Genomic DNA, 23,981 nt, shown 5'->3' with positions numbered 1-23,981 from the left:
ATATGGATTGGCTTGATAAGATGAACGGTGCCATGAATTATATCGAAGATCATCTGACGGATGAGGTCGATTATTTTGAAGTGGCCCGGGTTGCCAGGTGCTCAGAATATCATTTCCGAAGGATGTTTCCCTTTATGACAGGAATTTCTCTGTCGGAATACATTCGCCGCAGGCGTCTTTCCCTTGCTGCTTCTGAACTATCTGATAGGGAACTGTCTATTGCAACTATCGCCCAAAAGGTTGGTTATGACTCGCCAGACTCTTTTACCCGGGCGTTTAAAAACTGGCATGGCATCACACCATCAGAAGTCCAAAAAGGCGGGCAATCGATCAAAGCCTATCCTCGAATGAGTTTTCACATGTCCATAAAAGGAGGTACTGAAATGAACCATCGAATTATCAAAAAAGAAGCTTTTACCATCGTCGGAGTGATGAAACGGATTCAAATCATTTTTGAGGGAGTGAACCAGGAAATTGTCGATCTGCGAAAGAGCCTGGATACTGATACAATTGCGGAGCTCACATCCCTTTGCAATACTGAACCCAGGGGATTGATTCATGCATCCACGAATTTTGACGAAGGCCGGATGGAGGAAAATGGGGAATTAGATCATTACATCGGAGTAGCTACAACCAAGTCGGCTGTTAAGGATTTTGCAACTCTTCAGGTTCCGTCATCTTCGTGGGCTGTCTTCGAAATTGAGGATTCTTCAGCAGAAAAAATCCAAAACACATGGGGACGAATTTTTTCGGAGTGGTTTCCCGAATCCCGGTATGAACTATCCGAAGGACCTGAAATGCTCTTGAATAAAGAGATTGAAAATTCCTCAGATAAACAATACAGCGAAATCTGGATTCCGGTTAAAAAAGCTTCCTAACGGCTTGTTTTCCAATCTATTGAAAAATGGAATGATTCAACCGTTCACTTTGCTATAAGACATAGAAATAAATGGAAGAATCATAAATCAAAAGAGGTAATAATTATGAGAGATGATGAAAAAATACTTGCAGACGTAGCCCATCAATTAGACTGGGATGACCGAATCGAATCGAAAGAAATTAGTATCAAGGTCATGAACGGAAATGTAGACCTTGAAGGAAAAGTCCCAACAATGACGGGCAAATCTGCAGCGTACGATGATGCTCAACAGGTTGATGGCGTTGTTTCCGTAGCGAACAACCTGGACGTACAAATGATATCAACCCATACCATTCCGGGTGATGTACAACTTCAAGAACATGTGCGCAATTCGCTAAGTATTAATAGTGATGTGCAATCGTATTCTATTGATGTAACAGTCGATAATGGCTGGGTAACTCTCGAAGGCACTGTTGATGCTTTTTGGGAGAAAATCTCTGCCGAAAAAGAAGTGCTTGATATTAACGGCGTATTGGGTGTCAGCAATAATCTTGCAGTGGTTCCCACGGATGATTTTAAAGACGAAATCATTGCGGAAGAGATTGTAAATGCGCTTGAACGGAATGTTCAGGTGACTGCCGATGATATCGAAGTAACGGTAATGAATGGCAGTGTAACTCTTTCTGGATCTGTAAAAACGTTTAGTGCAAGAAACGCTGCTTTTGAATCTGCGCTTTACACTCCGGGAGTTACCGGTGTGAATAACAGAATTGTAGTGGGTTAATTCCAAACTGTTTCACAAAAAAGCCTGTCTTTACGGACAGGCTTTTTTATTTATTCAGATATTTTTAAAGAAAGAATCAGTCCCGTTTCCCTTTATATTTTGAATGAAACCAAATATACGCTTCACGGCAAAGCAAGAGTACAACGGCTATTCCAAGTACGAGATAAAATGTCTGTCGGTTTGAGACGAACATCTCATAGAAAAGAACAAGCATTGCCGAAGCGCAACCGAATGATCCCAACAGTGGCACAGCTCTATTCCAACCATTAAAAACACTGTGTTTGTATCCCATATAGTTGACAATAGAAAAAACGAAAAGAAAAGTAATGCTGGAAAACGTGGTGATCTGCTCCAGGTTGCCGAAGAACTGAACAAGTATGGCAAGTGCTGCAAGCATCAGTGAAAAGTAAACCGGTACCCCTGAACTCTGGCGATCAGTAAGCTGATGTGGAAGCTGACCGTCTTTTGCGATTCGCTTACCAAGCCGGGAGATTGCAAAGACCGTAGCCAGGATGGCCGATGAGGTTGAAAAAACAGCTGCTATCAGTACAATAACAATTCCCAATTGCCCCATTACCGGTTGTGCAAGCATTGCCAAAACCGTCTCTTTATGCTCGGCTATTACATCTTGTGCCAGCGAGCCGGTCAGAACAAATGCAATCAACATATAAATGAGAGTTACAGTTATGATGGATATGGTAATGGCCCTGGGCAAATTCTTTTTGTGATCTTCTATCGTATTGTAGTCATACGTGAGGAGCTGAAACCCTTCATAGGCTACAAACACCAGGGCACCGGCTTTAATCATATTACCAACACCTTCATTCGCAATCGGGTAGATTTTATCGGGTTGAACCGTGTAGAAACCAAGTGCAATTAAACCGATCAGAATGGCCGTTTTCGTATAGACCAGAATGTCTTCAGAAATACCGGATTCTTTGACTCCCGAAAGATTCAGACCGGTTAACAGCAGAATGATTCCCCCACCCAGCCAAAAATTTGGGCCTGATTCCATCCCGAAAAGCCGTCCGGAATAAGCACCAAATGTGTAAGCATAAAGACTGATTGTGAATACATATCCCAAAATCAAAAACCAACTGATCGTGCCTGCAAACCGAACGCCCGCAATGTGTTCCATAAAAATAAACTCTCCGCCAGATTCATCGAATTTTGTGGTAAGCCGCGCATAAACAACCCCGGTAATTAATGCCAGAATCCCCCCGATTCCCAAACTGATGAAGGTAGCGTTTCCAGCGGTCATGACACCTTCTCCCAATACTGCAAAAATTCCTCCCCCGATCATTCCCCCGATGGCCATTCCGCAGGCATCAAAGAGTGAAAGTTTCTTTTCTGAGGACATTGAACAACTTGGTTTATTTGTTATTCCATTTAAAAACATACTGATGTAAAACCACGTTCCGGTATCTCCCGAATAGATCATTTTTTTGCTCTTGAAATCGATATATTCACGCCTCTAATGATAACCGATCTATGAAAGCATCCGACAAAAAACTGGAAGCGGCGCTCCTTCATTCAGGATTTAAGGTTACCGCGGTTTCATGTATCCTGATTTGCGAAAATGAGTTGCTCCTCATCAAAAGAAAAAAAGATCCGCACCAGGGACTTTATTGCCCGGTTGGCGGAAAAGTGGATCCTCACGAATCTCCCAAAACAGCTATTGTACGAGAAGTAAAAGAGGAAACCGGATTTGATATTGATCCCCCTGTTTTAGGCGGAGTGATGGTTGAATCCTCCCCGGTAAAGTACAACTGGATCAGCCTGATTTTTTCGTACAACATCGATCGTGTTGAACCTCCAATTTCGGATGAAGGTGAACTGGAATGGATTCATAAAGACCGGCTGGAATCAATCCCGATTCCTAAAACGGATCTTTATATCTACAAAAAGATTTTAGCCAAAGAATTCTTTTTTCTTGATGTAGATTATGATAAAGACCTGAATATCAATGAGATGTCGGATAACCTGGATGAGCTAAAAAATCATTAAGAAACAGATGCAGCAACTTTGTTGGGCTTACGCGACCTCTGGTTTTTTTTGACAGGTTTTCTTTTTGATTTCTTTGGCCGACGGCCCCACCAAATATAAAATCCGGTAATGGGTAAGGTTGCAGCAATCAAGCTAACTACGAAGGCTAAAATTTTTCCCGGCAGCCCCAATACAGAACCCACATGGATGTCGAGTTCCATTCCCTGATAGATCTCTCCGTTATTTTTGGATTCCCAGAGTTCATATCCGGCAATTCTGCCACTACTTCTTTCGAGTTTATAAATATCAGTTCTGTTATAAAACGAATCCTCTGTGGGTTCAGCCATAACGTAAACTGTATCAGTGCTTTCGGGAAAAATTATAAAGAAGTGTTTAAATCCATTATAAGATTCCCGAATGGATTTCAGAGTTTCATCAACTCCAAGAGAATACTCTTCTTGCTGTTTGTTTTGCAAGCTTTCAGAGAGAGTAGGTTCTGTAATTTCTTCCTGATTGTTAACAGATCCGCCGTTTACCGTCCACATAACGGCCTGGTCCATCCAGTCATATGCCATCGTTAAGCCGGAAACAGTAATAAAAATCAGAGCAAAAATGGAGTAAAATCCCAGAATATTATGCAGGTCATAATTTTTTCTCTTCATTCCGGTTCGCTTCTGCCATTTGAAAGACACTCGTTTTTTAGCCACTTTTTTATTTCGGGGCCACCAAAGTACCAATCCGGAAATCAGAGATATCAAAAAAATAAGTGTTGATGCAGCTACGATATCATCGCCAATTCCGGGAATTAACAATGAAACGTGCATGGAACGAACAAATGCCCAAAATGTAACGGAATACTCAAAGCTTTTGATCACCTCTCCCGTGTACGGATTCAAAATAAAAGCCTTGTTGTTATCATCCAGATCCTCAACCCAGCTTACTACAGCATCATTTTGAGAATAAAATATATCAAACGTAATACGGTTTAATTCTCCTGTATACTGTTCTTTTACTTTGTTGATGTATGTTTCAACGGAGGCATAAGGTTGATTTTGGGGTTCTACTTCTACCCATACATTGGTGTTTAAAGCTCTGCTAATCTCCTCTTGAAATACGTAAATACAACCTGTAAGACTAACGATAAACACCACCAGCCCGGAAGCAAGCCCGAGCCAGAGGTGTATTTTTCCAACAATTTTTTTAAAGGAGTATTTCTGCATTTATACTTGGATTACTCCGTTGGATGGGCAAAAATGGAGTAGCCAATAATATTCTCTCCAACAAGCCGAGCTCCTACGGTGTATGCATCAGGACCTCCTTCTGTGTCAATTCGAAGAACATGGGTTGTGCTGTTGGCGGCGCTTTTCAGAAATGTATAAAACATTCCGTCATGCACTAATGGATATCGGGAAAGCCTGGAGCCTGAGGTGGGGACATCATACGGAGTTACTTCCTGTGTTTCGAGATTTATTTTAGCATAATAGTAGTGATCTCCTTCGTAGTTGCTCCAATCCATTTCCGATGGATTAAAAAGCATAGCGATGGCTGTGTTACCAGATACATGGTTCAGGTGCATGATGTTGGTGGGTTCCCCAAGTACTTCAGTCAGATCCAGAAAATAGCTGTCATCAAAGTCGGTTTCTCCTGCTTTAATCCTCAAAATGCCTCCACCGGGCTGATCCTCGGTACCTGGTTTCCCCCAAAAATTTCCGCCACTGGCTTTAATATACAGATCACCATTATCTGTGTGTACATAATTTGCATCACTGGTAATTCCCAATTCTGCATTGAGCTTATCCGTTTCAATAAGTGCAGGGTTTGTCATACCGGGATAATCCAGAACAATTGCATGAGCATCTTCCAAATAATTGCCATCCAAATCGTAATAAACGGTACCCATGACAAGTTTGTCTCCATGCACAGTTGCACGCCCAACATTTACCTGCCAATTGACATCCTCGGTTTGAGCAATGGTTGGCAAATTAAAGCTACCGGAACTATGAACTGTAAATTCCGGAATGCTGATTCTCACCCATTTTACTTCAGGCTCTCCCCACTGAACGGGATCTAAATACAGGAGTGTGTTTTCATCAAGTTTGTTTTTGGAGTTTGCACGATCGGCAACGTACTCCGTTCCGAGAATGGTAGCTACTTCCTGAATGGTACCATCTTCGATCATTTCATATTGAATAAAATTTTTGGTGTTTCGATCGAAATCATAAATATACCTTCCTTCAGATAGCAGATCTCGCCCGGCACCTACTTCAAGGCCATTTCCTTCAGGGGAAATTTCGCCCGTCAGTAATTCATCGGAGGTTAAAAGGTAGTTACCACCTCCGGCACCAATCCCCATGGTAAAATATTGGTTTTCAGGTTCGGGCTCTGGCTCAGGATCAGGTGATGTGGAATTATCTGAGCAGGATATAACGGTAAATACAAGAGCAATGCTTAGCAGCCTTGATAATTTTCTTAAAAGATTATGATTCGTTTGATTCATTTGATTCGTTATAGATTATGTTACTTTTGATTAAAAAAAGTTCTGAGTTTGAGGTAAAATCCTCGTCCAGGTTTTTGCAGTAAGTAGTTATCGTATACTTGTTCATTCAGTAGATTTCGAACCTCGAACGATACATTGTACGTCCCGTGAGAAAAGGAGTAGTTCACGCCAATATCATTCACCAGTTGAGCAGGAATGGCAGACTTTGTATTTGGATTTCCAAGACTCGGCCAGTTTAAAAAGAACTCATGAACATATTTTACAGACCAGAAGAATGACGCTTCATCATCCTCCCTGAAAAATTCTGTTTTCCGAAGATTGAGTTCTCCGTTCGACATCAAATAAGGTGTGTTTCTCAGACGATCTTTATAGGTTTGATTTCGGTTCGGCCCAATGGTCTCTCTCCAATCCCTTAAATCCTGGTAGGTAATATTTGCATTCAGATTAAGCCAATGTTGATATTCATAGGTTGCATCCAGACTGGCTCCCATTCCACGCACTTTCCCAATGTTTGAGTAGCTGCCGGAATTCCTGTTCTCCTGAACGATATAAAGAATTAAATTTTCTGTATTCCTGTAAAAAAAGGAGGGCTCAAATGAGATTCGGCTTTGCCCTATTTTCAGCCTGTTCGCAAGAAAACTAAGGTTAAAGTTTAAACTGCTTTCAGGTTCGAGGTTCGGACTGTTGGCAACAAAAAGTCCGTCCCCTAAAATTTCATCAGCATCGGGAATTCTGTACGTTTTTTCTGCTGAAAATTTTGCGATCAGATCATCACTAAAAGAGTATTTAACAGCGTATCCATATCCAAAATCATTGGTGCTCCCTTCAACCGGAAATGCTACGGGGCGGTGACCTAAAGAATCTGTTACATATTCTTCATCAACTGAATAGGCTTTGAAATCGTAATTTTTGGCCCATACAGTTTGATTCAGTTTATCATCCAATGCATCGGCCTGATAGCTTAGAGATACAACTCTTTTTTTGATCTCCTGGGGTTCTCTGAATGAAGCCGTTCGGTTTGATATGTAAGGATCATTACCATCCCGCTCTGTATGATCGATCGTGACATTGAACCTCAGTTGATGATTATCATTCATTTCATACCAGGCAGATCCCTGATAAAGTTGATTTTCGTTACTGAGAGTCAACAGGGATTTTCCGTTTCTGCCACTTCCCATCTCACTATTGGTCGGACGTTCATCAATCACTTCTCCCGCCCAGTTGTATCGCCGTGAACTTGTATCAACTGTTGTACTTTCTAACCATGTGAATGATGAATAAAGCTCAACGCCCAATCCATCAACAAACAGATCATCTTTCAGATAATATGCTGAGGGGCCAATGGTTTCTTCCATGCGTTCCGCTTCCCCATAAACACTGGCCATTGTAGCGCCATGTTGAACTTCATTTTTATCATCCGCATAAATAAAACTTGCCGTAAATGTATCCGCCCATTTTTTATCATTCAGTCCAATTTCCGCTTTGCCAGACCACGAACGATACGCATCATGAAAACGCTCGATGCGAATACCAATAGCTCTTCCCGTCTCCGGATCGCCCACTTCTACACCTTCTCCCCAAACTTCATAATTATTATCCGAATAGTTGAAAAACCCTTCCAAATTTAAAGACAGGCCATTTGAGGGGTGTTGCCAATTGCTTAAAAACGAGGTTTGATGCGTTCCAAAAGAACCGATACTATAAGAGACATCGACAAAATTATTGTAGCCCGATTTGGTGACCAGATTGACCACCCCGCCAAGAGCATCACTTCCAAATTCTGCCGGCACAACACCTTTGTAAACTTCAATACGGTCTACAAGATTAATTGGAAAATTGTTGATACCATATGCAGATCCAAACCGATCAATGGGTTTACCATCTACAAAAAACCGAACTGCACGGCCAGACAGGCCATTAATGGAAACATTAAAGTTCGAGCCCATCCCACCCTGCTCACGTACCCGAATACCTGCGGCACGGGTTAAAACCTGATTCATATTGGTACTCCGGTTTTCGATGCTTCGGGTACCAATAGATGTCACAGAATAAGCCTGTTCACGAATCTCCTGAGTTTCTGATTTCGCTTCAACAGTCAGCGTTTCTAACTCAGTGGTGCTTCGGTTGAGAGTAATTTCTACGTCCGTTTTCTCATTGGCCCGTATTTCAGCCTCGAATTCCTGTCGGCTAAATCCAACGCCAGATACGACAAATGTATGTCTACCTGCAGGAATATTTTCGATAATGAAAAAACCGGTGGCATCCGTCGCCACACCTTTCGGACTATCTTTGAATTGAATAGTTATCCCGGGCAGGGATTCTCCCGACTCATCTGTAATCATTCCTGAAATGGAGCCGGTTTGAGCAAAAAGAATTTCGGTAGAAAAAAAACACGCGATGACTGCTGCAAACAGAACCGTAGAAAACTTCATTACAAAAACTTCAAAATCATTTACATTGCAGGTTAATTTGCGAGGGAAAATATAATACTTATTTAGACTTAATATAAATAATATTTGGTTTTTTCTCTTGCTTCAGCATTCCATTCTAAATCGGTCAATTTTCTTTAGAACTCTTCTTGAATTCCTTACCTTATCTGTAATCAATCTAAATAATACTCTTGGCGACAGTCGCTCCCATTCCAAAATCACTCAACCTTTCATGAATAAGATTTTTTTTCCTTCCACACTTTCCCTCATCGTTTTAGTATTTCTCTTTTCATCTTGCAGTTCTGACACCGATGTAAGGCCGGTCATTGAAAACTATGCTGATATAGCCCTGGCCTCCTATGAGGATGCACTCGCAGATGCAGAAGCAATGGATCAGGCCATCAACGAATTTGTTGAAAATCCGTCGAAATCCACTTTACAGTCTGCAAAAGATGCCTGGCTTGCAGCGCGGGAAACCTATGGACAGACCGAAGCATTCCGGTTTTATGGCGGCCCTATTGATGATGAAGAAGGCCCCGAAGCACAACTCAACGCATGGCCGCTTGACGAATCCTACATCGATTATGTTGTGGAACCGGCCAACGGGGATTTGGAATCCAACGGAGCCAATATCATCAACAGCCCGGAAGAGTTTCCAGAGATTGACAAGGAATTGATTGCGTCTCTGAATGAACGGGGCGGCGAGACAAATGTAAGCTCGGGTTATCACGCTGTAGAATTTTTGCTGTGGGGACAGGATTTGAGCTCTGGTCCCGGTGGTGGTGAGCGTCCGTATACGGATTATGTAACCGGCAGTGAAGGAACAAACGAGAACCAGGAACGCCGGGCTGAATACCTGACTGAAACCTCGGCACTTATTCTGGATGATCTCCAAATGCTGGTGAATGAATGGGAAGAAGACAGCGACAATTACCGGGCTTTTTTCACTTCCGAAGATCAATTAATGAATTCTGTTGAACGAATTTTGAATGGGATTGGAAAACTGAGCAAAGGCGAACTGGCCGGTGAACGAATGTTTGTTTCTCTTGATCTCCGAAGTAAAGAAGATGAACACTCTTGCTTTAGCGATAATACTCACCGGGATATCGTGGCAAATGCGATTGGAATCAAAAGTGTTCTGACCGGAATGTACACGCGCTCAAATGGCGCCTTAATAAGCGGTCCCAGTATTTTGCAATTGATCGAAAACAAAGATCCTGAATTAGCTGCAGAGTTACGCGATACAGTTACTGAAAGTGTCTCTTCGAGCATGCAGATCCAGGCTCCCTTCGACCAGGAAATCCTGAACCAGGAAGGCCGCCAGCGCATTATGGAAACCATCAATCTTCTTAGAAGACAAGGTGACCTGATTGCAGAAGCCGCTGCAGAATTCGGATTTACTGTTGATCCGGATGCCATTTAATAAACAAATTTGGCGATATTTCGACTGCGTTTCGTTGTGCTCAATGCGACGTCAGCCAAACCGCGATGAGAAGGAACCACGAATAGGTCCCAAGACTTTGCTCATGCAATCCAAATCCAAATCACATTGAAAAAAGGTAAGATCACCAAAATAGGAACGGCACTTTTTGTCGTTCTTCTGTTTGTCGGTTTTGCGTTTGCATTCAGCCGCGGTTTTTTCGATCCGCTCTCTGAATGGCGTGAGGAAGGCGAACAATTAAGCGGTGGTGAAACAACTGTTTTTAATACATCAGTGAATGCGTTTGGAGAGGCAGCACCAAATCTTACAGGTAATAAGGATCTTTTCTTCGTAACGGGAAATGCTTTTTTCAAACGAAATTGGGTCACGGCTCCCGCATCTACAGAAGACCTGGACGGGCTTGGCCCCCTATTCAATGCTCGCTCTTGTTCAAGCTGCCATAATCTTGATGGAAAAGGCGCGCCGCCTGAAAGTCCGGATGAGCATCCCGTTGATTTGCTCTTCCGTTTGAGCCGGCCTGCGCCGGACAGCATCCGCACCATACCGGATGAAAACTATGGACGCCAGTTCAATCATCTGTCTGTTTTGGGAGTTGAACCTGAGGGCGAAGTGCAGGTCACCTACAATGAAATTTCCGGAGAGTATCCCGATGGAATGTCCTATACTCTTCGCGAACCTGTCTATGAGTTTAAGAATTTAAAGTATGGCGCGTTTCCGGATGATATCATGATTTCTCCACGGATTGCCCAACACCTTGTGGGGCTTGGCCTGCTCGAAGCGATAGATGAAGAGACTTTAAAGTCGCTGGCTGATCCTGATGATTCTGACGGAGACGGTATTTCCGGCAAACTCAACTATGTGTATGATTATGCATCGGAAGAGTTGAAGGTTGGGCGATTTGGCTGGAAAGCGAATCAGCCCTCGGTTCGTCAACAGACAGCGGTGGCTTTTCGTGAAGATATTGGAATTACTTCCGAACTTTTCCCGGATGAACTTTGTGCTGAATTTCAAACCGAATGTAAAGAAGCGCGATCTGGCGGCGATCCTGAACTCACCGAAGATATCCTCGACCGGGTAGCCCTTTACATGGAAACGATTGCCGTCCCTGCCCGGCGAAATTGGGATGAACCAGATGTTTTGAAAGGCAAACGGGCTTTTCATACGATTGGTTGTGCATCTTGCCACGTTCCGAAATTGCAAACGGGCGAGCATCCTGAACACCCAGAATTTTCGAATCAAATTATCTATCCCTATACGGATCTGCTTCTCCACGATATGGGAGAAGGCCTGGCAGATAACGCCCTGGATGCCGAAGCCACCGGAACCGAATGGAGAACGCCGCCGCTGTGGGGAATCGGTCTGGTGGAAACCGTAAGCGGCCACACCTATTTTCTTCATGACGGACGTGCCCGAAATCTTGAAGAGGCCATTCTATGGCACGGCGGTGAAGCCGAACAAAGCCAACAAAATTTCAAACAACTCAGTAAAGAAGAGCGCGATAATCTCATTAAATTTTTGAATTCGTTATGAGCCTCATCAAAAAATTTACAATTGCTGCTTTTATAATTTTCCTGATTAGCGGCTGCTCAGGCAACAATTTCGATCGCTCTTTGATCCTCGAAAATGTTACCAATAACCTGATTATTCCTGCATACGAAGATTTCAATCAAACGGCGGATGCCCTTCATTCTTCTTCTTTAACTTTTACGGAAAATCCCTCACCCCAAACTCTTGCGGATTTAAAAACGGCATGGGAGCGATCCATAAAATCCTGGAAACGAGCGGAAGTGTATAATTTTGGGCCGGTTGAATCGCTGGTTCTGGTAACCGCCATTGACCGCTGGCCAACAAGCGAACGGGGAATTGAACAGGCAATTGAAGATTTTGACAGATCAGATGATTACCTGATCAGAATCGGAAGCAACCGAAAAGGTCTGCCGGCTATTGAGTACCTGCTGTTTCATGATGAAGGGCCGGTTATCCTCGAAGAATTTTCGGATGCTGATCGAAAAACTTATCTCAATTTGTTGACGGAAGCTCTCACACAGCACAGTTCTGCTATTCTTGAGGAGTGGAATTCCGGATATGCCGAAGAATTTATCAGCAAAACCGGGAATGAGGCAGATTCAGGAATTACGCTTTTGGCAAATGAGCTGGGATACATGCTTCAAAAAGTGAGAATGGAAAAAATTGAAATACCATTTGGATCACAAACGGAAGGCACCCCACGGCTTCAAATGCTGGAATCGGTTCATGCTAATCTTACCAAAGAACTGATTCGTGAAAATCTCATCTCCGCACAACAAACATTCAATGGCGGCGAAGGAAGTGGTTTTGATGACTACATCGCCGCTCTCGGAATTGAAGATGAAAATGGTGAACTGCTCTCTGAAGCGGTCAACCGGGAATACGAAAATGCTTTTCTTATTCTTGATGAAATAGACGGCTCGCTGGAAGATGCCATCCTCAATCAAAAATCCACGGTACAGGAGCTGATTGACAGCATCAACCAGTTATATATTTATACCGACATTGACATGATTTCCCAGCTTGGCATCTTGACCGTTTTTAGTGATAATGATGGAGACTAAATTTCTCCCCTCCTCATATACTGCCAATTTTCTGGAAGCAAAGCAGACAGTAATTAGCTAATTTTTTCAACTAATTTTGTCTGATTTACAATCTAAATGAATTACATTTCATTCAAACAGACGGTCTACCAAATGCATTATCATGAAAAGAATTGTATTTCTAATTTGTTCATTTCTGCTTACTCAAATAGTTTCCGCACAGCGGCTCACTGATGACATTAAACTGAATCAAATCGGATTTTATCCGGAAGCGCAAAAAATGGCTGTAGTGCCGGAGAGCGCTTCGGGAATTTTCTACATTGTCTCACCGGATTTTTCAGACACACTTCACACCGGTCAACTCAGCGACAGTTTTGAATCTCCAAATTCCGGTGAAACAGTTCGAATCGCTGATTTTTCTCAATTAAATCAAACCGGACAATACATCGTCTGGATTCCAGAATTAGGCTACTCCTATTCCTTTTCAATTTCAGAAAATGTTCATGAAGACGTCGCCAAAGCTGCATTGAAAGGATTCTATTTTCAAAGAGCATCAACTGCCATTCCATTTGAATACGGTGGAAAGTGGGCCCGACCTGCCGGCCACCCGGATGATGTGGTTCTGATTCATCCCTCGGCAGCCTCATCAAATCGTCCGGTTGATTCCACAATTTCGGCTCCCGGAGGCTGGTATGATGCCGGAGATTACAACAAATACGCCGTAAACTCAGGAATTTCAACGGCCACACTTCTCTCTTTGTACGAAGATTTTCCGGAGTTCATGCAAACGTTTGAAACGGATATTCCCGAAAGCGAGAACCGGCTGCCCGATATTTTGGATGAAGTGCTTTGGAATCTCCGCTGGTATATGAAAATGCAGGATCCTGCCGATGGCGGAGTCTATCACAAACTGACGTCCGCAAACTTTTCCGGACAAGTAATGCCGGTTGAGGACACCAATGCAAGGTATGTTATTCAAAAAAGCGTCACCGGAACGTTAAACTTTGCCGCGGTGATGGCACAAGCCGCACGGGTGTTTCGGGAGTATCCGGGTGAAGCACCTGCCTTCGCGGATTCAGCCGTCATCGCATCACTCAACGCATGGCTGTGGGCTCGTCAAAACCAGGATCAACTATACAATCAAAATGAGTTGAACGATCAGTTTGACCCTGATATCACTACCGGTGAATATGGTGACAGCGATGCTTCTGATGAATTTATTTGGGCGGCAACGGAGCTTTTTGCTACAACAAAAAATTCTCTTTTCTACAATGCAATCGATCTTTTCCCGTCGGATCAGGCCACGGTTCCAAGCTGGCAAAATGTACGTTCCCTCGCTTACTATACTATAGCTCGCCTGTCTGATGATCTCTCTGAAACTGCTCCGGATGATATCACCAAAGCCAGCCAGATAATCGTTTCGCTGGCAGATAGTTTAATTAACAGCGGGACAGAAACCGGCTATCAAACTGTCATGGATCGAAGCGCCGGGAATTACATTTGGGGAAGCTCATCGACTGCAGCTAACCAGGGAATTGTATTGATTCAGGCGTATCTTATTACAGAACACCGCGATTATCTCGATCATGCACTTTCAAACCTGGATTATCTTCTGGGGCGAAATGCAACGGGCTATTCATTCCTAACAGGCTTTGGCGATAAAACTCCCATAAACATTCATCATCGTCCGTCAGGTGCCCATCTGATTTCTGAACCGGTGCCCGGTTTGTTGGCCGGCGGACCTAATGCGGGGCAACAGGATGGCTGTGAGTATCCGTCTGACCTTCCCGCTCTTTCCTATCTGGATGATTATTGCTCGTATGCATCCAACGAAATTGCTATTAACTGGAATGCACCAATGGTTTATTTATCGGCTGCTTTGGAAGCGTTGCAATATCAAGCCGGATTATCTAATCAAGAATAATCTCATGAAAGTTTACAAAGCCGTAAAATATATACGGCTTTCTGTAGGTTGGATATTTTTCGCTATTCCTATTTTTTTAGATTAGTGTGAGATTTTCCTTTCCGGAAAGAATTACAATCTTAATTCAAACTATTCATGATGAAAAAACGCATAAGAAAATCAGCTACAATTATTGGAACTCTTATGATTTTACTCCACTCTGTGGATTATGCACATGGACAAGAATCAGGCACGAGTGCAGAGAATGAAGCTATTTTTCCTAAAGGTGAATTAGGGTCGGAACAGTTTTTTACGGGTAATGTGTGGGTAACCGGTTTGATTGAAAATGATGACGTCTATAACATGTTAGGCGGAAATGTTGAATTTGAAGCGGGAGCAAGAAGCAATTGGCATTCGCATCCGGCCGGACAAATCTTAATTGTCACCTCCGGAATAGGATATCACCAGATTGAAGGTGAGGAAAAAGAGATCATCAAAAAAGGGGATGTTGTACAATGCCCACCCAATGTTAATCACTGGCATGGGGCCTCAGAAGACAGTGGAATGAATCATATCTATCTGATTCCGAATACAGAAAAAGGAATTGTGAATTGGGGTGATCCGGTTACAGACGAGGAGTTTTTGAATTAAGTATCACACGATGTTCTTCATTCCATTTTGGAAATGAAATCGAAAATATCGACGTTTATTCAAACTCTGAAAAGGAATAAACATCGGGATTTCATGAAGACGTTTACCAATTTTAAAGATTACAATCGATATGTGGGGATGCCTGAGCCCCGGAATGAGCATATTGATTTGGGACGATACCAGGATTCTGATTCACCCCGATTGATATCCGAACCTGTAAAAATTGATTATTACCGCATTTCTTACAAGAGAAACTATGTGAACCGGGCGGCCCCTTATTACGACCCGAAAAATCCTGATCCTGTTTCCGGCCTGTTTTTTTACAGCCCAAGCACTCGTCTTGAATGGGATCTTGAGGGACCCATTAAAGGATTTTATTTGCAGTTGAGTAAAGACATCATCAATAAACACCGATATCTTTTCCAGAATTATATGGAATACGGCAGCCATGAGGTGCTTGGTTTAAACGAAAGCGAAGAGAGGGAGATTAAAGAGATTTTTAGCGCATTGAACCGTCACTATCACGAAAACCCGGAGAATATCTCCGTTCTCATCTCTTACACACATGTGTTGGTTTCACTGATTGAATCCTTTTACCGCAGGCAATTTTCTACAGACATCAAAAAATACAACCCCATTGTTACAGAGTTCCAGCAATTGCTGCGGGATTACTATAACAAAGAAGTTAATCAGATACCAACCGTTCAATATTTTGCGGATAAACTCCATTTATCGCCGAATTATTTGGGGGATATTGTAAAACATCACACCGAAAAAACGGCTATTGAAACTATTCATGAGTTTATTCTTCAAAAAGCGAAAAAACTCCTTCGAGATGGCCATTCCAACATGTCTCAGATTGCTTATCAATTAGGTTTTGAGTATCCCAACAATTTTTCCAAATTCTTCAAAAATCATACGGATCTTACTCCCTCTGAATTCAGGAAGAGACAAAAATCCAAACTCGCCGGCGCATGATATTCTTTGTTATTGAGTCCGAATAAATCCACTTGTAGTGGTCAATTTCTACGGTCTATAAGCACCTCATTAACTGTAAGGATACAAGAGAATATTAATAGAGGACCGCGCCCCCTTCCGATTGAAGCTTCAAACGTACCTCTCCATTATCATTCAATTTCACTTTTCTAATGCCAGCCGATCGATCTTCTTTATCAAAAATGTAATTCACTTCACGATTCGCCAACATCGGCAGTGTCACCGTCAGCTCCTTTTCTTTTCTTTCGCCGTTTACTGCTACAACAAACCATTTTTCGCTTTTTCTTCGGGCCATTACGACATGCTTTCCGGGGTATCCATCGATAAACGCTGTTTCATCCCATGTCGTGGGTACTTCCTTAATAAAATTGAGTACGTGTTCCGGTTGCTCTTCAAGATTATTGGGTGTCATCCCAAAATGCTGTATTGGAGAGAAGTACAAAACGGAAGTAGCTACTTCAAAAGCATCAGTTGTTTTACGAATATTGCCAGAGCTATTGTCTTTTGAAAGTCTCTTATTAAAAAAGACGGGAGCAAAATCCATCGCTCCTACAGCATTTCTGGTAAACGGAAGTATAGTTGCATTAAAAGCATGTTTATCTGCATGCTCTTGATTGAAAATAAGATTTTCAGAAGCCAAAACGGCTTCGGAGGTTACAAAATTGGGATACATTCGCTGCCATCCCCTGGGCAAGGTAGAACCATGAAAGTTAATCGTAAGTCCGTACTTATTGGCATCCGTCAAAATATCTTCATAGAGCTCGATGGTTTGCTGCTTATCACCGCCAAAGAAGTCTACTTTTAGGCCTTTGACTCCAATACTTTGTAGCCAGGCCATTTCCTTCATTCTGGCTGGGGCGGTATTCATGCGATCTTGTGGAGTCTGAGGGGCATTATTCCACCAGCCATTGGAATTATACCATAGGATTACTCCTACATCTTTTGATGCGGCATAGTCCACAAGTTCTTCAATGTGGTCTCGTCCAATATTACGATCCCACCAGTTGTCGATCAGCACGAACTCAAACTCCAATTCCGCCGCCAAATCGATAAACCTGAGCTGATCTTCGTAATTGATACTTAGGTCCTGCCATACAATCCAACTCCAGGTAGCGCGGCCCGTCTCATAATCTATTGAGGGTTGATAATGCGGTTTCACAACATCAAAGGCCACGGTAGATTCTACAATTGGTTTCAGAGATTCACCAACCGTTATCGTACGCCATGCCGTTTGAGCCGGTAAGCCCATCGCCGCATAGGTTTCTCCGATGCCATTATTTTCGCCCGGTTGGGGAAATTTTAGCGGGTATAAACCATCTTCTGTGCCTTCACCTAACCTGGCTCCAACATATCGGCTATCGACACCGGTTTCAGAGATTAACACCCAGCCTTCTTCACCAACTTTAAAAAGTGCCGGGAATGTATAACCCACTCCATTTTTTGATGGCGTGCCTACGGGTTCATCATACGTATATTCCTCCTCATAACTTGGCTTCGTATTTTGCCAGCCGGTCATGGGTAATGCCTGCGGGGTAATAAATGTCGTACTGTGATCCGGCAGATCAAATCCGGTAGCTTCACTAAAAACCTTAAGCTTGGTTTTGTCATCTGCAGCCGTCACCCGATAAGAAAAAGCCACATCATGGTCACTTACCCGAAATATGGTATGCAACGTATCTCCGGCAGCATTCACAAATTTACAGGTAAGTTCATTGGCTTTGTAGTGTATGCGGCTAAACTTACCTCTATCCATCTCATAGGTTTCTTCCACTAATCGGACGGAATGAGAGGTAAAAGACAAAGAATCAGCAAAGTTTCCAATGGATGTTTTGAGGCCCAGAGGTGAAGGATTGAGGAAGTTCTTACCGTTGTACCAAACTGTATAAACAGGCGATCCATTGTTCTCCTCTATTTGAACTTCTAACAAGCCATCAGGCCCTTTCACTTTCACCGGTTCCTGGGCCATCACACAATAAGACATAACGCACATGAAACCGGTCATCAAGTATTTTTTCATCATTGTTTTGATTTTTATCTGCATTGGATATCTCCAATAATTAAAAATTCATTTTAAATATTGCAACGTTTTCATTTTAGCTTCTCCCGTTTACAAATAAGACTCCTGCTTTATCTCAATTCAGAAAATCAGGAATCGAAATTTCCCAGTATGATATCCAGAATAACAAATAGAAGTAAAATCTATAAACCTTTCTGTAAATCGTATATTTTCGGTTTCTCCTTTCTTCATAGCTTTCTGTTGAATGGGATTTTTTGTCGTTGATTGAACGTATTGTGGCAATCACTTAAGCAGGGAGTTTGCCATGTCTCAAAACACAAATCCACAATGACAACTTACTTACCCTTCCTATACTTAGAAATGAAAAACGATTTTTTTAATGATGCCTTCTGAAAAGGAAATAAAAAACGGGAAAGACATTTTTGAAAGGCTGAAAGCCGGAAAGATGATTTCAATGGATGATCCTGATTATACTAAAATCCGTGAAGAAGTAAACCGAACGATAGAATTATCCGGCAAACTGAATGCATCGAAGAATATAGATGAAGTACGAAAGTTTTTGGGAGAAATAATCGGCGAAGAAGTTGATGAAAGCACCACGGTTTTTCCTCCTTTCTATACCAATGTTGGAAAGGCCATTCGATTGGGTAAAAATGTGTTTATCAACCACGCCTGTTCATTTTTGGATTTGGGTGGTATCACTATTGAAGACGATGTAATGATTGGTCCAAGAGTAAATATTACATCTGAGAATCATCCTGTGGAAGTAACCAATCGAAAAACAATGGTTCCCGGTTCGGTGCTGATCAAACGCAATGCATGGATTGGTGCGGCTGCGACGATATTACCGGGTATTACGATCGGAGAAAATTCTGTGGTGGCGGCCGGCGCTGTAGTTACTAAAGACATACCGGCGAATACGGTTGTAGCGGGTGTACCGGCAAAAGTGATGAAAGAGTTGTGATAAAACAGGTTTAGTAAACAATGAATGGATTGTTTGAATTTTGTAAGGGTTTGTTTGATAAGAATAATTAGATGGAGGATTGTCGGTATACATTTATTTCATAATTCTAAATAAAGAAAATTTAACGATGACCAAAACTGTACTCAGAATCACCCTTCTGATAATAATCATTGTAAGCTTGGCAACGGTGGGGTTCTCACAAGAAAATTCAACGGAAAAACTGGATGTATCAGGAAGTATTAGTGTGATGAACGAAGGGATTTCCACAGTTCCCTCACTGTCGCTTGGCGAACCGGCCATGATCTACAATTTGTCCGTAGGGAAACGGTTTCGGTTTGAGCCGGAATTACGGTTTTCACTAGAAGGCAAACCGTGGTCGTTTCTGTTTTGGTTTCGATATGATATTATTAGAAATAATAAATTTTCATTCCGGATAGGAGCTCATCCGGCGTATAATTTTCGAACCGTTCCTGCACTCATTGATGAAGCCGATGAATCAGAAGAAATTATGGAAGCACGCCAATTTTTAGCAGGTGATATCAACACAAGTTATTCAGTAGCTGAAAATGTTGATATTGGATTTTATTATTTACTTGGACACGGGTTTGAGTCCTCCGTACCCGATCAAACCCATTACCTGAGTTTTTTTACAAGTATTCCTGATATTCCTCTTTTTAGTGATCTGTACATGAATCTAAGACCGCAGATCTATTATTTAAAAATCGATAAAATTGACGGGTTTTATGTAGCTGCAAGCATTGCGCTGGGTATGAAAAATATTCCGGTTACCGTTTCATCAACCATTAACAAAGTGATTGATACGGAGATTACCAACACGGACCCGCTCTGGAATATCAGTTTAAATTACTCGTTTCGTTTTTAGTATTATTATGTAGTAGGCAGTGTTTGAAATCTAAACTGCAAAGCTGAAACATTTGGAGAGTAATATTGGAGCGGCTGAGATTGAGCTTACATCTGATGATCGTGATCAGATTGAAAACGCTTTATCAAAAATAGACGTACAGGGCGCGAGATATCCGAAGGAATTGGAAGAAATAACGGGTAATTAAAATGAATGCAAAAGTCATTGCGAGAAAGCCTGCGGCCGCGGCAGTCCCCGAACGTAATTATGCCAAAAACTTTGTTGATGCATGGAGATCGCCACGTTCCGAAAATCACGGAACTCGCGATGACAGTAAACCCATTGAATATTTTTTGACATTGCGAGGAGGAGTTTAGCGACGACGCGGCAATCTCCTGGCAGCGATCAAATATGGAGATTGCACCAAAGGCATCCCTTTTCGGGACTTCACTCCGTTCGCGATGACTTTTTCAGGGAATAAACCCTTTTTAAAACCCTCAACCAAAAGCCAAAATCATGAAAAAAGAGAAAGAATCATCCAATACGGAAATGAATAAAACCAGCCGCAGGGATTTTCTGAGAAAAACGGCGGGTGCAGGAGCCGGTTTAACACTGGCTTCATTAGCATGGACATCTTCCAGAGCGAATTCTTCAGAGGTGTCTGAAATAGATTCTAAAAAGAGCCGTATTCAATCTGCCGGGGAAACCCGAATGCTTGGTGATCTTGAAGTTTCGCCCATTGGGTTGGGATGTATGAGTATGAAGTCGGGTTCCTACAACCCGCCTCGCGCCAATGAAGAGATGATTCCCGTGATTCGCGGGGCTGTGGATCTCGGCGTGACTTTTTTTGATACGGCAGAAGTTTATGGACCATTTACAGATGAAGAACTTGTCGGGGAAGCATTAGCGCCCGTTCGGGATGATGTGGTGATAGCCTCCAAGTTTGGGTTCGATTTGGGGAATGGGGGAAGAGGTGGACGAAACAGCCGGCCGGAGCACATTCGCCAGGCTGTCGAGGGAATGCTTCAGCGGCTCCAAACAGATCGAATTGACCTGCTTTATTGCCACCGACTCGATCCTGATGTGCCAATTGAAGATATTGCGGGAACCGTTCGTGACTTGATTGATGAAGGAAAAACTCTTCACTTTGGGCTTTCGGAAATGGCACCGGATACCATTCGCCGGGCACATGCTGTTCAGCCCGTTGCGGCACTTCAAACTCAATACTCACTTTTAGAACGATTTCCTGAAAACCAGATTCTGGATACTTGCGAAGAATTAGGAATCGGTTTTGTACCCTGGGGACCGGTTGCACGTGGCTTTTTTGGAGACAAGTTTAACGAATACAGCCGCTTTTCTGAAAATGCCCGGCTCAGCTCTGTTGAATCGTTTTCTCCCGCAAACTTGGAACAAAATATGGCGCTTTTAAATCTGATTCGGGATTGGGGCGTACGTAAGGATGCAACACCTGCGCAAGTTTCACTCGCATGGCTGCTGGCTCAAAAACCGTTTATCGTGCCCATTCCGGGAACGACTAAACTCCATCATCTGAAAGAAGATCTCGGATCACTTGATGTTGAATTCACGGATGAAGAGATGAAAGAATTCCGCGAGGATTTCGAGGCCATTGAACTGGCCGGAGTCCGATCCTTTGAATCGGCTCTTGTGGATCAATAAGAGTTTCAGGATTTGTAGTTTTTGTGTACAATTAAGTTTGAATTCCTTAATTTCAGTTTATGAAAACTGCAAAAGAACGTATTGTTTCCAATTTTAATCAAGAACTAAAGCTTAAAGGGTTTAATGTCTTTAGAATTGAAGACGATAGTGAGGCGACCCGAACGTACAGCAGAAAAGATTTCTATAAAATTTGCCTGACTACCGGGAAAAGCAAAATCCACTACGCTGACCGGAGTTTTGAGGCTGAAGGAACGGTATTGTTCTTCGGAAATCCCCATATCCCCTATTCATGGGAGACGATTTCAACCCGTTATGTTGGTTATACCTGTTTGTTTTCGGAAGAATTTCTTCAATTGTCTGATCATTCCGAGAGTTTGTTGAAATCTCCATTATTCAAGATTGGAGGAACACCCATTTTGAATGTAACGCAAGAGCAGCGGGAATACCTGAACTCCATTTTCGAGAAGATGATGGAGGAGCAGGAATCGGATTATAATTACAAAGACGACCTGATCCGAACCTATATTAATTTGATTCTTCATGAAGCCCTGAAGCTGCAACCTTCGGAAAATTATGATGCCGAGAAAAATGCAGCTTCACGTATCACGCGTGTATTTCTTGAGTTGTTGGAGCGCCAGTTTCCGATTGAGACAAAAGATCAACCTATGCCTTTACGAACAGCAAAGGATTTTGCAGAGGATCTGAACATTCATGTCAATTATTTAAACCGGTTCATTAAAAAAATTACCGGGAAACCAACTACCGATCATATCAGCGAGCGCATCGTAAACGAAGCAAAAGCTCTTATACAACATACTGACTGGAATATTTCGGAAATCGCCTATTCCCTTGGTTTCGAATATCCTACCTACTTCAACAATTTTTTTAAAAAGCAGACCGGCACCAATCCTACCTCGTACCGGTAAAAGGTTTGAATATCTTAATTAATGGTTTGAAAGTCTTTAACCAGGAAAGAAAAGACACTGCTATCTTCTTGATGTATTGAAAATGAAGCCTGAGGGCAGGGTGAAATGAGCAGTATTTATTCTGGTACTGACCTTGGCAGTTTTAGTTCAACTGAAACCACTAATTAATTAAATGTGCTATGGGAGAAAAAAAGATTACCCGGAAAGAAACTCAGACAAGAAAAGAATTTATTCAGCGAACAGCGTTGGCAGGAGCAGGATTAACGCTGACCAGTCCCATCCAACTTTTTTCTAAACCACATCAACGCGAAGATGATTTTATGAATACAAATATAAAAACAAGAGGTTATGCAGCAACGGACGAATCCGGAAAATTGAGTCCGTGGGAGTTTGAACGCCGACCCGTTGGCGATGATGATATTTTGATCGACATCAAATATGCCAGCATCTGTCATTCGGATATTCATCAGATGAAAGGCCACTGGGCCCCTCAACAATACCCACAAGTTCCGGGTCATGAAATTGTGGGTGTGGTAGCCGCCGTTGGTACAAATGTAACGAAATTTAAAGTAGGTGACAGAGCCGGTGTTGGTTGTATGGTTGACAGCTGTATGGAGTGTGAAAGCTGTACACATGGTGAGGAACAACACTGTGAACGGGGAGAAACATTGTTTACTTATGGTTATCCAACGGAAGATTCACCAACCGGTATTACCCAGGGCGGTTATTCCAATAAAATTGTGGTAAGAGATCACTTCGCGGTTCATATTCCGGAACATATTAGTTTTCAGGAGGCAGCTCCCCTCCTCTGTGCCGGTATCACCACGTATTCTCCATTGATGAAAGCTCAATTCAAAATTGGAGATAAAGTGGGTGTGGCTGGAATTGGGGGTTTAGGACACATGGCTGTGAAGCTTGCGGTGTCCAAAGGTGCCGAAGTGTATGCGTTTACAACCTCAGCAGATAAGGTTGAAGACATCAAATCCTGGGGAGCCGAAGAAGTGATCGTTGTAAATGACGATTTGAGCAATCTCAGAAATTACAGTAAGATGCTGGATTATATGATCTGCACCATTCCCTACCAGTTCAACGCCGCACCATATGTCGCAACGCTAAAACCCTATGGAACATTTACATATGTGGGAATGCCGGAAGGGTTTCAAATTAATCTGAGCAACATAGCTCTGGCAGCAAGCCGCGTAAATTTTAATGCATCTTTGATTGGAGGAATACCAGAAACCCAGGAAGTGGTTCATTACTGTGCCGACAATGGTGTTCATCCGGAAATCCAGGTTATCAACGCTGAAGAGATAAATGATGCCTGGGAAAATGTTGTTAACAAAAAAGCACGTTACCGGTATGTAATTGATGCAGCAACATTTTAATCAAGAATAGTTTAATAGATAAATAAAAAGAAAG

General features: G+C 42.6%; 21 protein-coding genes. 16 read left to right on the top strand and 5 right to left on the bottom strand.

All coding sequences use genetic code 11. The features are described from left to right. Nucleotides 1–2: 2 nt before the first annotated feature. Both L0B18_RS08200 and L0B18_RS08195 read left to right on the top strand, forming a co-directional pair. Nucleotides 3–878, top strand: coding sequence for an AraC family transcriptional regulator (locus L0B18_RS08200; RefSeq protein ID WP_234571174.1), 876 nt, complete (start codon nucleotides 3–5; stop codon nucleotides 876–878). Nucleotides 879–983: 105 nt separating this feature from the next. Beyond that, nucleotides 984–1,643 carry a BON domain-containing protein gene (locus tag L0B18_RS08195; RefSeq protein WP_234571172.1) on the top strand — a complete coding sequence of 220 codons (660 nt, stop codon included), beginning with the start codon at nucleotides 984–986 and terminating at the stop codon, nucleotides 1,641–1,643. 76 nt (nucleotides 1,644–1,719) lie between these two features. Here L0B18_RS08195 and L0B18_RS08190 read toward each other — a convergent pair whose 3' ends face one another. Next, nucleotides 1,720–3,003 (bottom strand): APC family permease, encoded by a 1,284-nt coding sequence (locus L0B18_RS08190; protein WP_234571170.1) that lies wholly within the window; start codon nucleotides 3,001–3,003, stop codon nucleotides 1,720–1,722. A 131-nt stretch (nucleotides 3,004–3,134) separates the two neighbouring features. Between L0B18_RS08190 and L0B18_RS08185 the strand changes: the two genes are divergently transcribed. Beyond that, the gene (locus tag L0B18_RS08185) at nucleotides 3,135–3,650 is read left to right on the top strand and encodes an NUDIX hydrolase (RefSeq protein WP_234571168.1); all 516 of its coding nucleotides are present in this window, start codon (nucleotides 3,135–3,137) and stop codon (nucleotides 3,648–3,650) included. On the opposite strand, the gene L0B18_RS08180 is transcribed toward L0B18_RS08185, so the two are convergent. The 3 genes from L0B18_RS08180 to L0B18_RS08170 are packed head-to-tail and all read right to left on the bottom strand — an operon-like array spanning nucleotide 3,647 to nucleotide 8,558. Beyond that, complete coding sequence (locus tag L0B18_RS08180) at nucleotides 3,647–4,849, bottom strand: PepSY-associated TM helix domain-containing protein (RefSeq protein ID WP_234571166.1); 1,203 nt, start codon at nucleotides 4,847–4,849, stop codon at nucleotides 3,647–3,649. The two genes, L0B18_RS08185 and L0B18_RS08180, sit on opposite strands and share 4 nt — an antisense overlap. An 11-nt stretch (nucleotides 4,850–4,860) precedes the next feature. Continuing rightward, nucleotides 4,861–6,126, bottom strand: coding sequence for a DUF4374 domain-containing protein (locus tag L0B18_RS08175; RefSeq protein ID WP_234571163.1), 1,266 nt, complete (start codon nucleotides 6,124–6,126; stop codon nucleotides 4,861–4,863). 20 nt (nucleotides 6,127–6,146) lie between these two features. Then, nucleotides 6,147–8,558: a TonB-dependent receptor gene (locus L0B18_RS08170; protein ID WP_234571162.1), complete on the bottom strand. Its 2,412-nt coding sequence runs from the start codon at nucleotides 8,556–8,558 to the stop codon at nucleotides 6,147–6,149. Nucleotides 8,559–8,787: 229 nt separating this feature from the next. On the opposite strand from L0B18_RS08170, the gene L0B18_RS08165 reads away from it, so the two are divergent. From L0B18_RS08165 to L0B18_RS08140, 6 genes are all read left to right on the top strand, one after another. Next, nucleotides 8,788–9,978 (top strand): imelysin family protein, encoded by a 1,191-nt coding sequence (locus L0B18_RS08165; RefSeq protein ID WP_234571160.1) that lies wholly within the window; start codon nucleotides 8,788–8,790, stop codon nucleotides 9,976–9,978. A 126-nt stretch (nucleotides 9,979–10,104) separates the two neighbouring features. Further along, the gene (locus L0B18_RS08160) at nucleotides 10,105–11,526 is read left to right on the top strand and encodes a di-heme oxidoreductase family protein (protein ID WP_234571157.1); all 1,422 of its coding nucleotides are present in this window, start codon (nucleotides 10,105–10,107) and stop codon (nucleotides 11,524–11,526) included. Further along, nucleotides 11,523–12,587 carry an imelysin family protein gene (locus L0B18_RS08155; protein WP_234571155.1) on the top strand — a complete coding sequence of 355 codons (1,065 nt, stop codon included), beginning with the start codon at nucleotides 11,523–11,525 and terminating at the stop codon, nucleotides 12,585–12,587. Before L0B18_RS08160 ends, L0B18_RS08155 begins: the two co-directional genes overlap by 4 nt. A gap of 142 nt (nucleotides 12,588–12,729) precedes the next feature. Further along, nucleotides 12,730–14,490: a glycoside hydrolase family 9 protein gene (locus L0B18_RS08150; RefSeq protein WP_234571153.1), complete on the top strand. Its 1,761-nt coding sequence runs from the start codon at nucleotides 12,730–12,732 to the stop codon at nucleotides 14,488–14,490. Nucleotides 14,491–14,625: 135 nt separating this feature from the next. Further along, nucleotides 14,626–15,120: a cupin domain-containing protein gene (locus L0B18_RS08145; RefSeq protein ID WP_234571151.1), complete on the top strand. Its 495-nt coding sequence runs from the start codon at nucleotides 14,626–14,628 to the stop codon at nucleotides 15,118–15,120. Nucleotides 15,121–15,213: 93 nt separating this feature from the next. Next, nucleotides 15,214–16,098, top strand: coding sequence for a helix-turn-helix domain-containing protein (locus tag L0B18_RS08140; RefSeq protein ID WP_234571150.1), 885 nt, complete (start codon nucleotides 15,214–15,216; stop codon nucleotides 16,096–16,098). A gap of 94 nt (nucleotides 16,099–16,192) precedes the next feature. Here the strand turns inward: L0B18_RS08140 and L0B18_RS08135 are convergent, their stop codons facing one another. Continuing rightward, a complete protein-coding gene (locus L0B18_RS08135) occupies nucleotides 16,193–18,133 on the bottom strand; it encodes a glycoside hydrolase family 97 protein (protein WP_370647536.1) in 1,941 nt (646 codons plus the stop codon). A gap of 379 nt (nucleotides 18,134–18,512) precedes the next feature. On the opposite strand from L0B18_RS08135, the gene L0B18_RS08130 reads away from it, so the two are divergent. The 7 genes from L0B18_RS08130 (at nucleotide 18,513) to L0B18_RS08105 (ending at nucleotide 23,947) form a co-directional block, all read left to right on the top strand. Then, the gene (locus L0B18_RS08130; protein WP_234571146.1) at nucleotides 18,513–19,097 is read left to right on the top strand and encodes a DapH/DapD/GlmU-related protein; all 585 of its coding nucleotides are present in this window, start codon (nucleotides 18,513–18,515) and stop codon (nucleotides 19,095–19,097) included. A gap of 127 nt (nucleotides 19,098–19,224) precedes the next feature. Beyond that, on the top strand, nucleotides 19,225–19,980 hold the full coding sequence (locus L0B18_RS08125) for a hypothetical protein (RefSeq protein ID WP_234571144.1): 756 nt from the start codon (nucleotides 19,225–19,227) through the stop codon (nucleotides 19,978–19,980). Between the two features lie 52 nt (nucleotides 19,981–20,032). Further along, complete coding sequence (locus tag L0B18_RS19690) at nucleotides 20,033–20,167, top strand: hypothetical protein (protein ID WP_255695579.1); 135 nt, start codon at nucleotides 20,033–20,035, stop codon at nucleotides 20,165–20,167. Between the two features lies 1 nt (nucleotide 20,168). After that, the gene (locus L0B18_RS08120; RefSeq protein WP_234571142.1) at nucleotides 20,169–20,336 is read left to right on the top strand and encodes a hypothetical protein; all 168 of its coding nucleotides are present in this window, start codon (nucleotides 20,169–20,171) and stop codon (nucleotides 20,334–20,336) included. Nucleotides 20,337–20,475: 139 nt separating this feature from the next. Continuing rightward, complete coding sequence (locus L0B18_RS08115) at nucleotides 20,476–21,636, top strand: aldo/keto reductase (RefSeq protein ID WP_234571141.1); 1,161 nt, start codon at nucleotides 20,476–20,478, stop codon at nucleotides 21,634–21,636. Nucleotides 21,637–21,695: 59 nt separating this feature from the next. Further along, the gene (locus tag L0B18_RS08110; RefSeq protein WP_234571139.1) at nucleotides 21,696–22,562 is read left to right on the top strand and encodes a helix-turn-helix domain-containing protein; all 867 of its coding nucleotides are present in this window, start codon (nucleotides 21,696–21,698) and stop codon (nucleotides 22,560–22,562) included. Nucleotides 22,563–22,741: 179 nt separating this feature from the next. After that, nucleotides 22,742–23,947, top strand: a complete 1,206-nt coding sequence (locus L0B18_RS08105; RefSeq protein ID WP_234571137.1) for an NAD(P)-dependent alcohol dehydrogenase — start codon at nucleotides 22,742–22,744, stop codon at nucleotides 23,945–23,947. Nucleotides 23,948–23,981: the final 34 nt, after the last annotated feature.

Origin of the sequence: Rhodohalobacter sp. 614A (assembly GCF_021462415.1) — a bacterium.
Classification (GTDB): domain Bacteria; phylum Bacteroidota; class Rhodothermia; order Balneolales; family Balneolaceae; genus Rhodohalobacter.
This window is presented reverse-complemented; position numbering and strand designations above follow the sequence as displayed.

Bases quoted from the DNA above. Each gene is read 5' to 3' on its own strand.
- L0B18_RS08200 (WP_234571174.1), top strand. From the start codon at position 3: ATGGATTGGCTTGATAAGATGAACGGTGCCATGAATTATATCGAAGAT.
- L0B18_RS08195 (WP_234571172.1), top strand. From the start codon at position 984: ATGAGAGATGATGAAAAAATACTTGCAGACGTAGCCCATCAATTAGAC.
- L0B18_RS08190 (WP_234571170.1), bottom strand. From the start codon at position 3,003: ATGTCCTCAGAAAAGAAACTTTCACTCTTTGATGCCTGCGGAATGGCC.
- L0B18_RS08185 (WP_234571168.1), top strand. From the start codon at position 3,135: ATGAAAGCATCCGACAAAAAACTGGAAGCGGCGCTCCTTCATTCAGGA.
- L0B18_RS08180 (WP_234571166.1), bottom strand. From the start codon at position 4,849: ATGCAGAAATACTCCTTTAAAAAAATTGTTGGAAAAATACACCTCTGG.
- L0B18_RS08175 (WP_234571163.1), bottom strand. From the start codon at position 6,126: ATGAATCAAACGAATCATAATCTTTTAAGAAAATTATCAAGGCTGCTA.
- L0B18_RS08170 (WP_234571162.1), bottom strand. From the start codon at position 8,558: ATGAAGTTTTCTACGGTTCTGTTTGCAGCAGTCATCGCGTGTTTTTTT.
- L0B18_RS08165 (WP_234571160.1), top strand. From the start codon at position 8,788: ATGAATAAGATTTTTTTTCCTTCCACACTTTCCCTCATCGTTTTAGTA.
- L0B18_RS08155 (WP_234571155.1), top strand. From the start codon at position 11,523: ATGAGCCTCATCAAAAAATTTACAATTGCTGCTTTTATAATTTTCCTG.
- L0B18_RS08150 (WP_234571153.1), top strand. From the start codon at position 12,730: ATGAAAAGAATTGTATTTCTAATTTGTTCATTTCTGCTTACTCAAATA.
- L0B18_RS08145 (WP_234571151.1), top strand. From the start codon at position 14,626: ATGATGAAAAAACGCATAAGAAAATCAGCTACAATTATTGGAACTCTT.
- L0B18_RS08140 (WP_234571150.1), top strand. From the start codon at position 15,214: ATGAAGACGTTTACCAATTTTAAAGATTACAATCGATATGTGGGGATG.
- L0B18_RS08135 (WP_370647536.1), bottom strand. From the start codon at position 18,133: ATGAAAAAATACTTGATGACCGGTTTCATGTGCGTTATGTCTTATTGT.
- L0B18_RS08130 (WP_234571146.1), top strand. From the start codon at position 18,513: ATGATGCCTTCTGAAAAGGAAATAAAAAACGGGAAAGACATTTTTGAA.
- L0B18_RS08125 (WP_234571144.1), top strand. From the start codon at position 19,225: ATGACCAAAACTGTACTCAGAATCACCCTTCTGATAATAATCATTGTA.
- L0B18_RS08120 (WP_234571142.1), top strand. From the start codon at position 20,169: ATGAATGCAAAAGTCATTGCGAGAAAGCCTGCGGCCGCGGCAGTCCCC.
- L0B18_RS08115 (WP_234571141.1), top strand. From the start codon at position 20,476: ATGAAAAAAGAGAAAGAATCATCCAATACGGAAATGAATAAAACCAGC.
- L0B18_RS08110 (WP_234571139.1), top strand. From the start codon at position 21,696: ATGAAAACTGCAAAAGAACGTATTGTTTCCAATTTTAATCAAGAACTA.
- L0B18_RS08105 (WP_234571137.1), top strand. From the start codon at position 22,742: ATGGGAGAAAAAAAGATTACCCGGAAAGAAACTCAGACAAGAAAAGAA.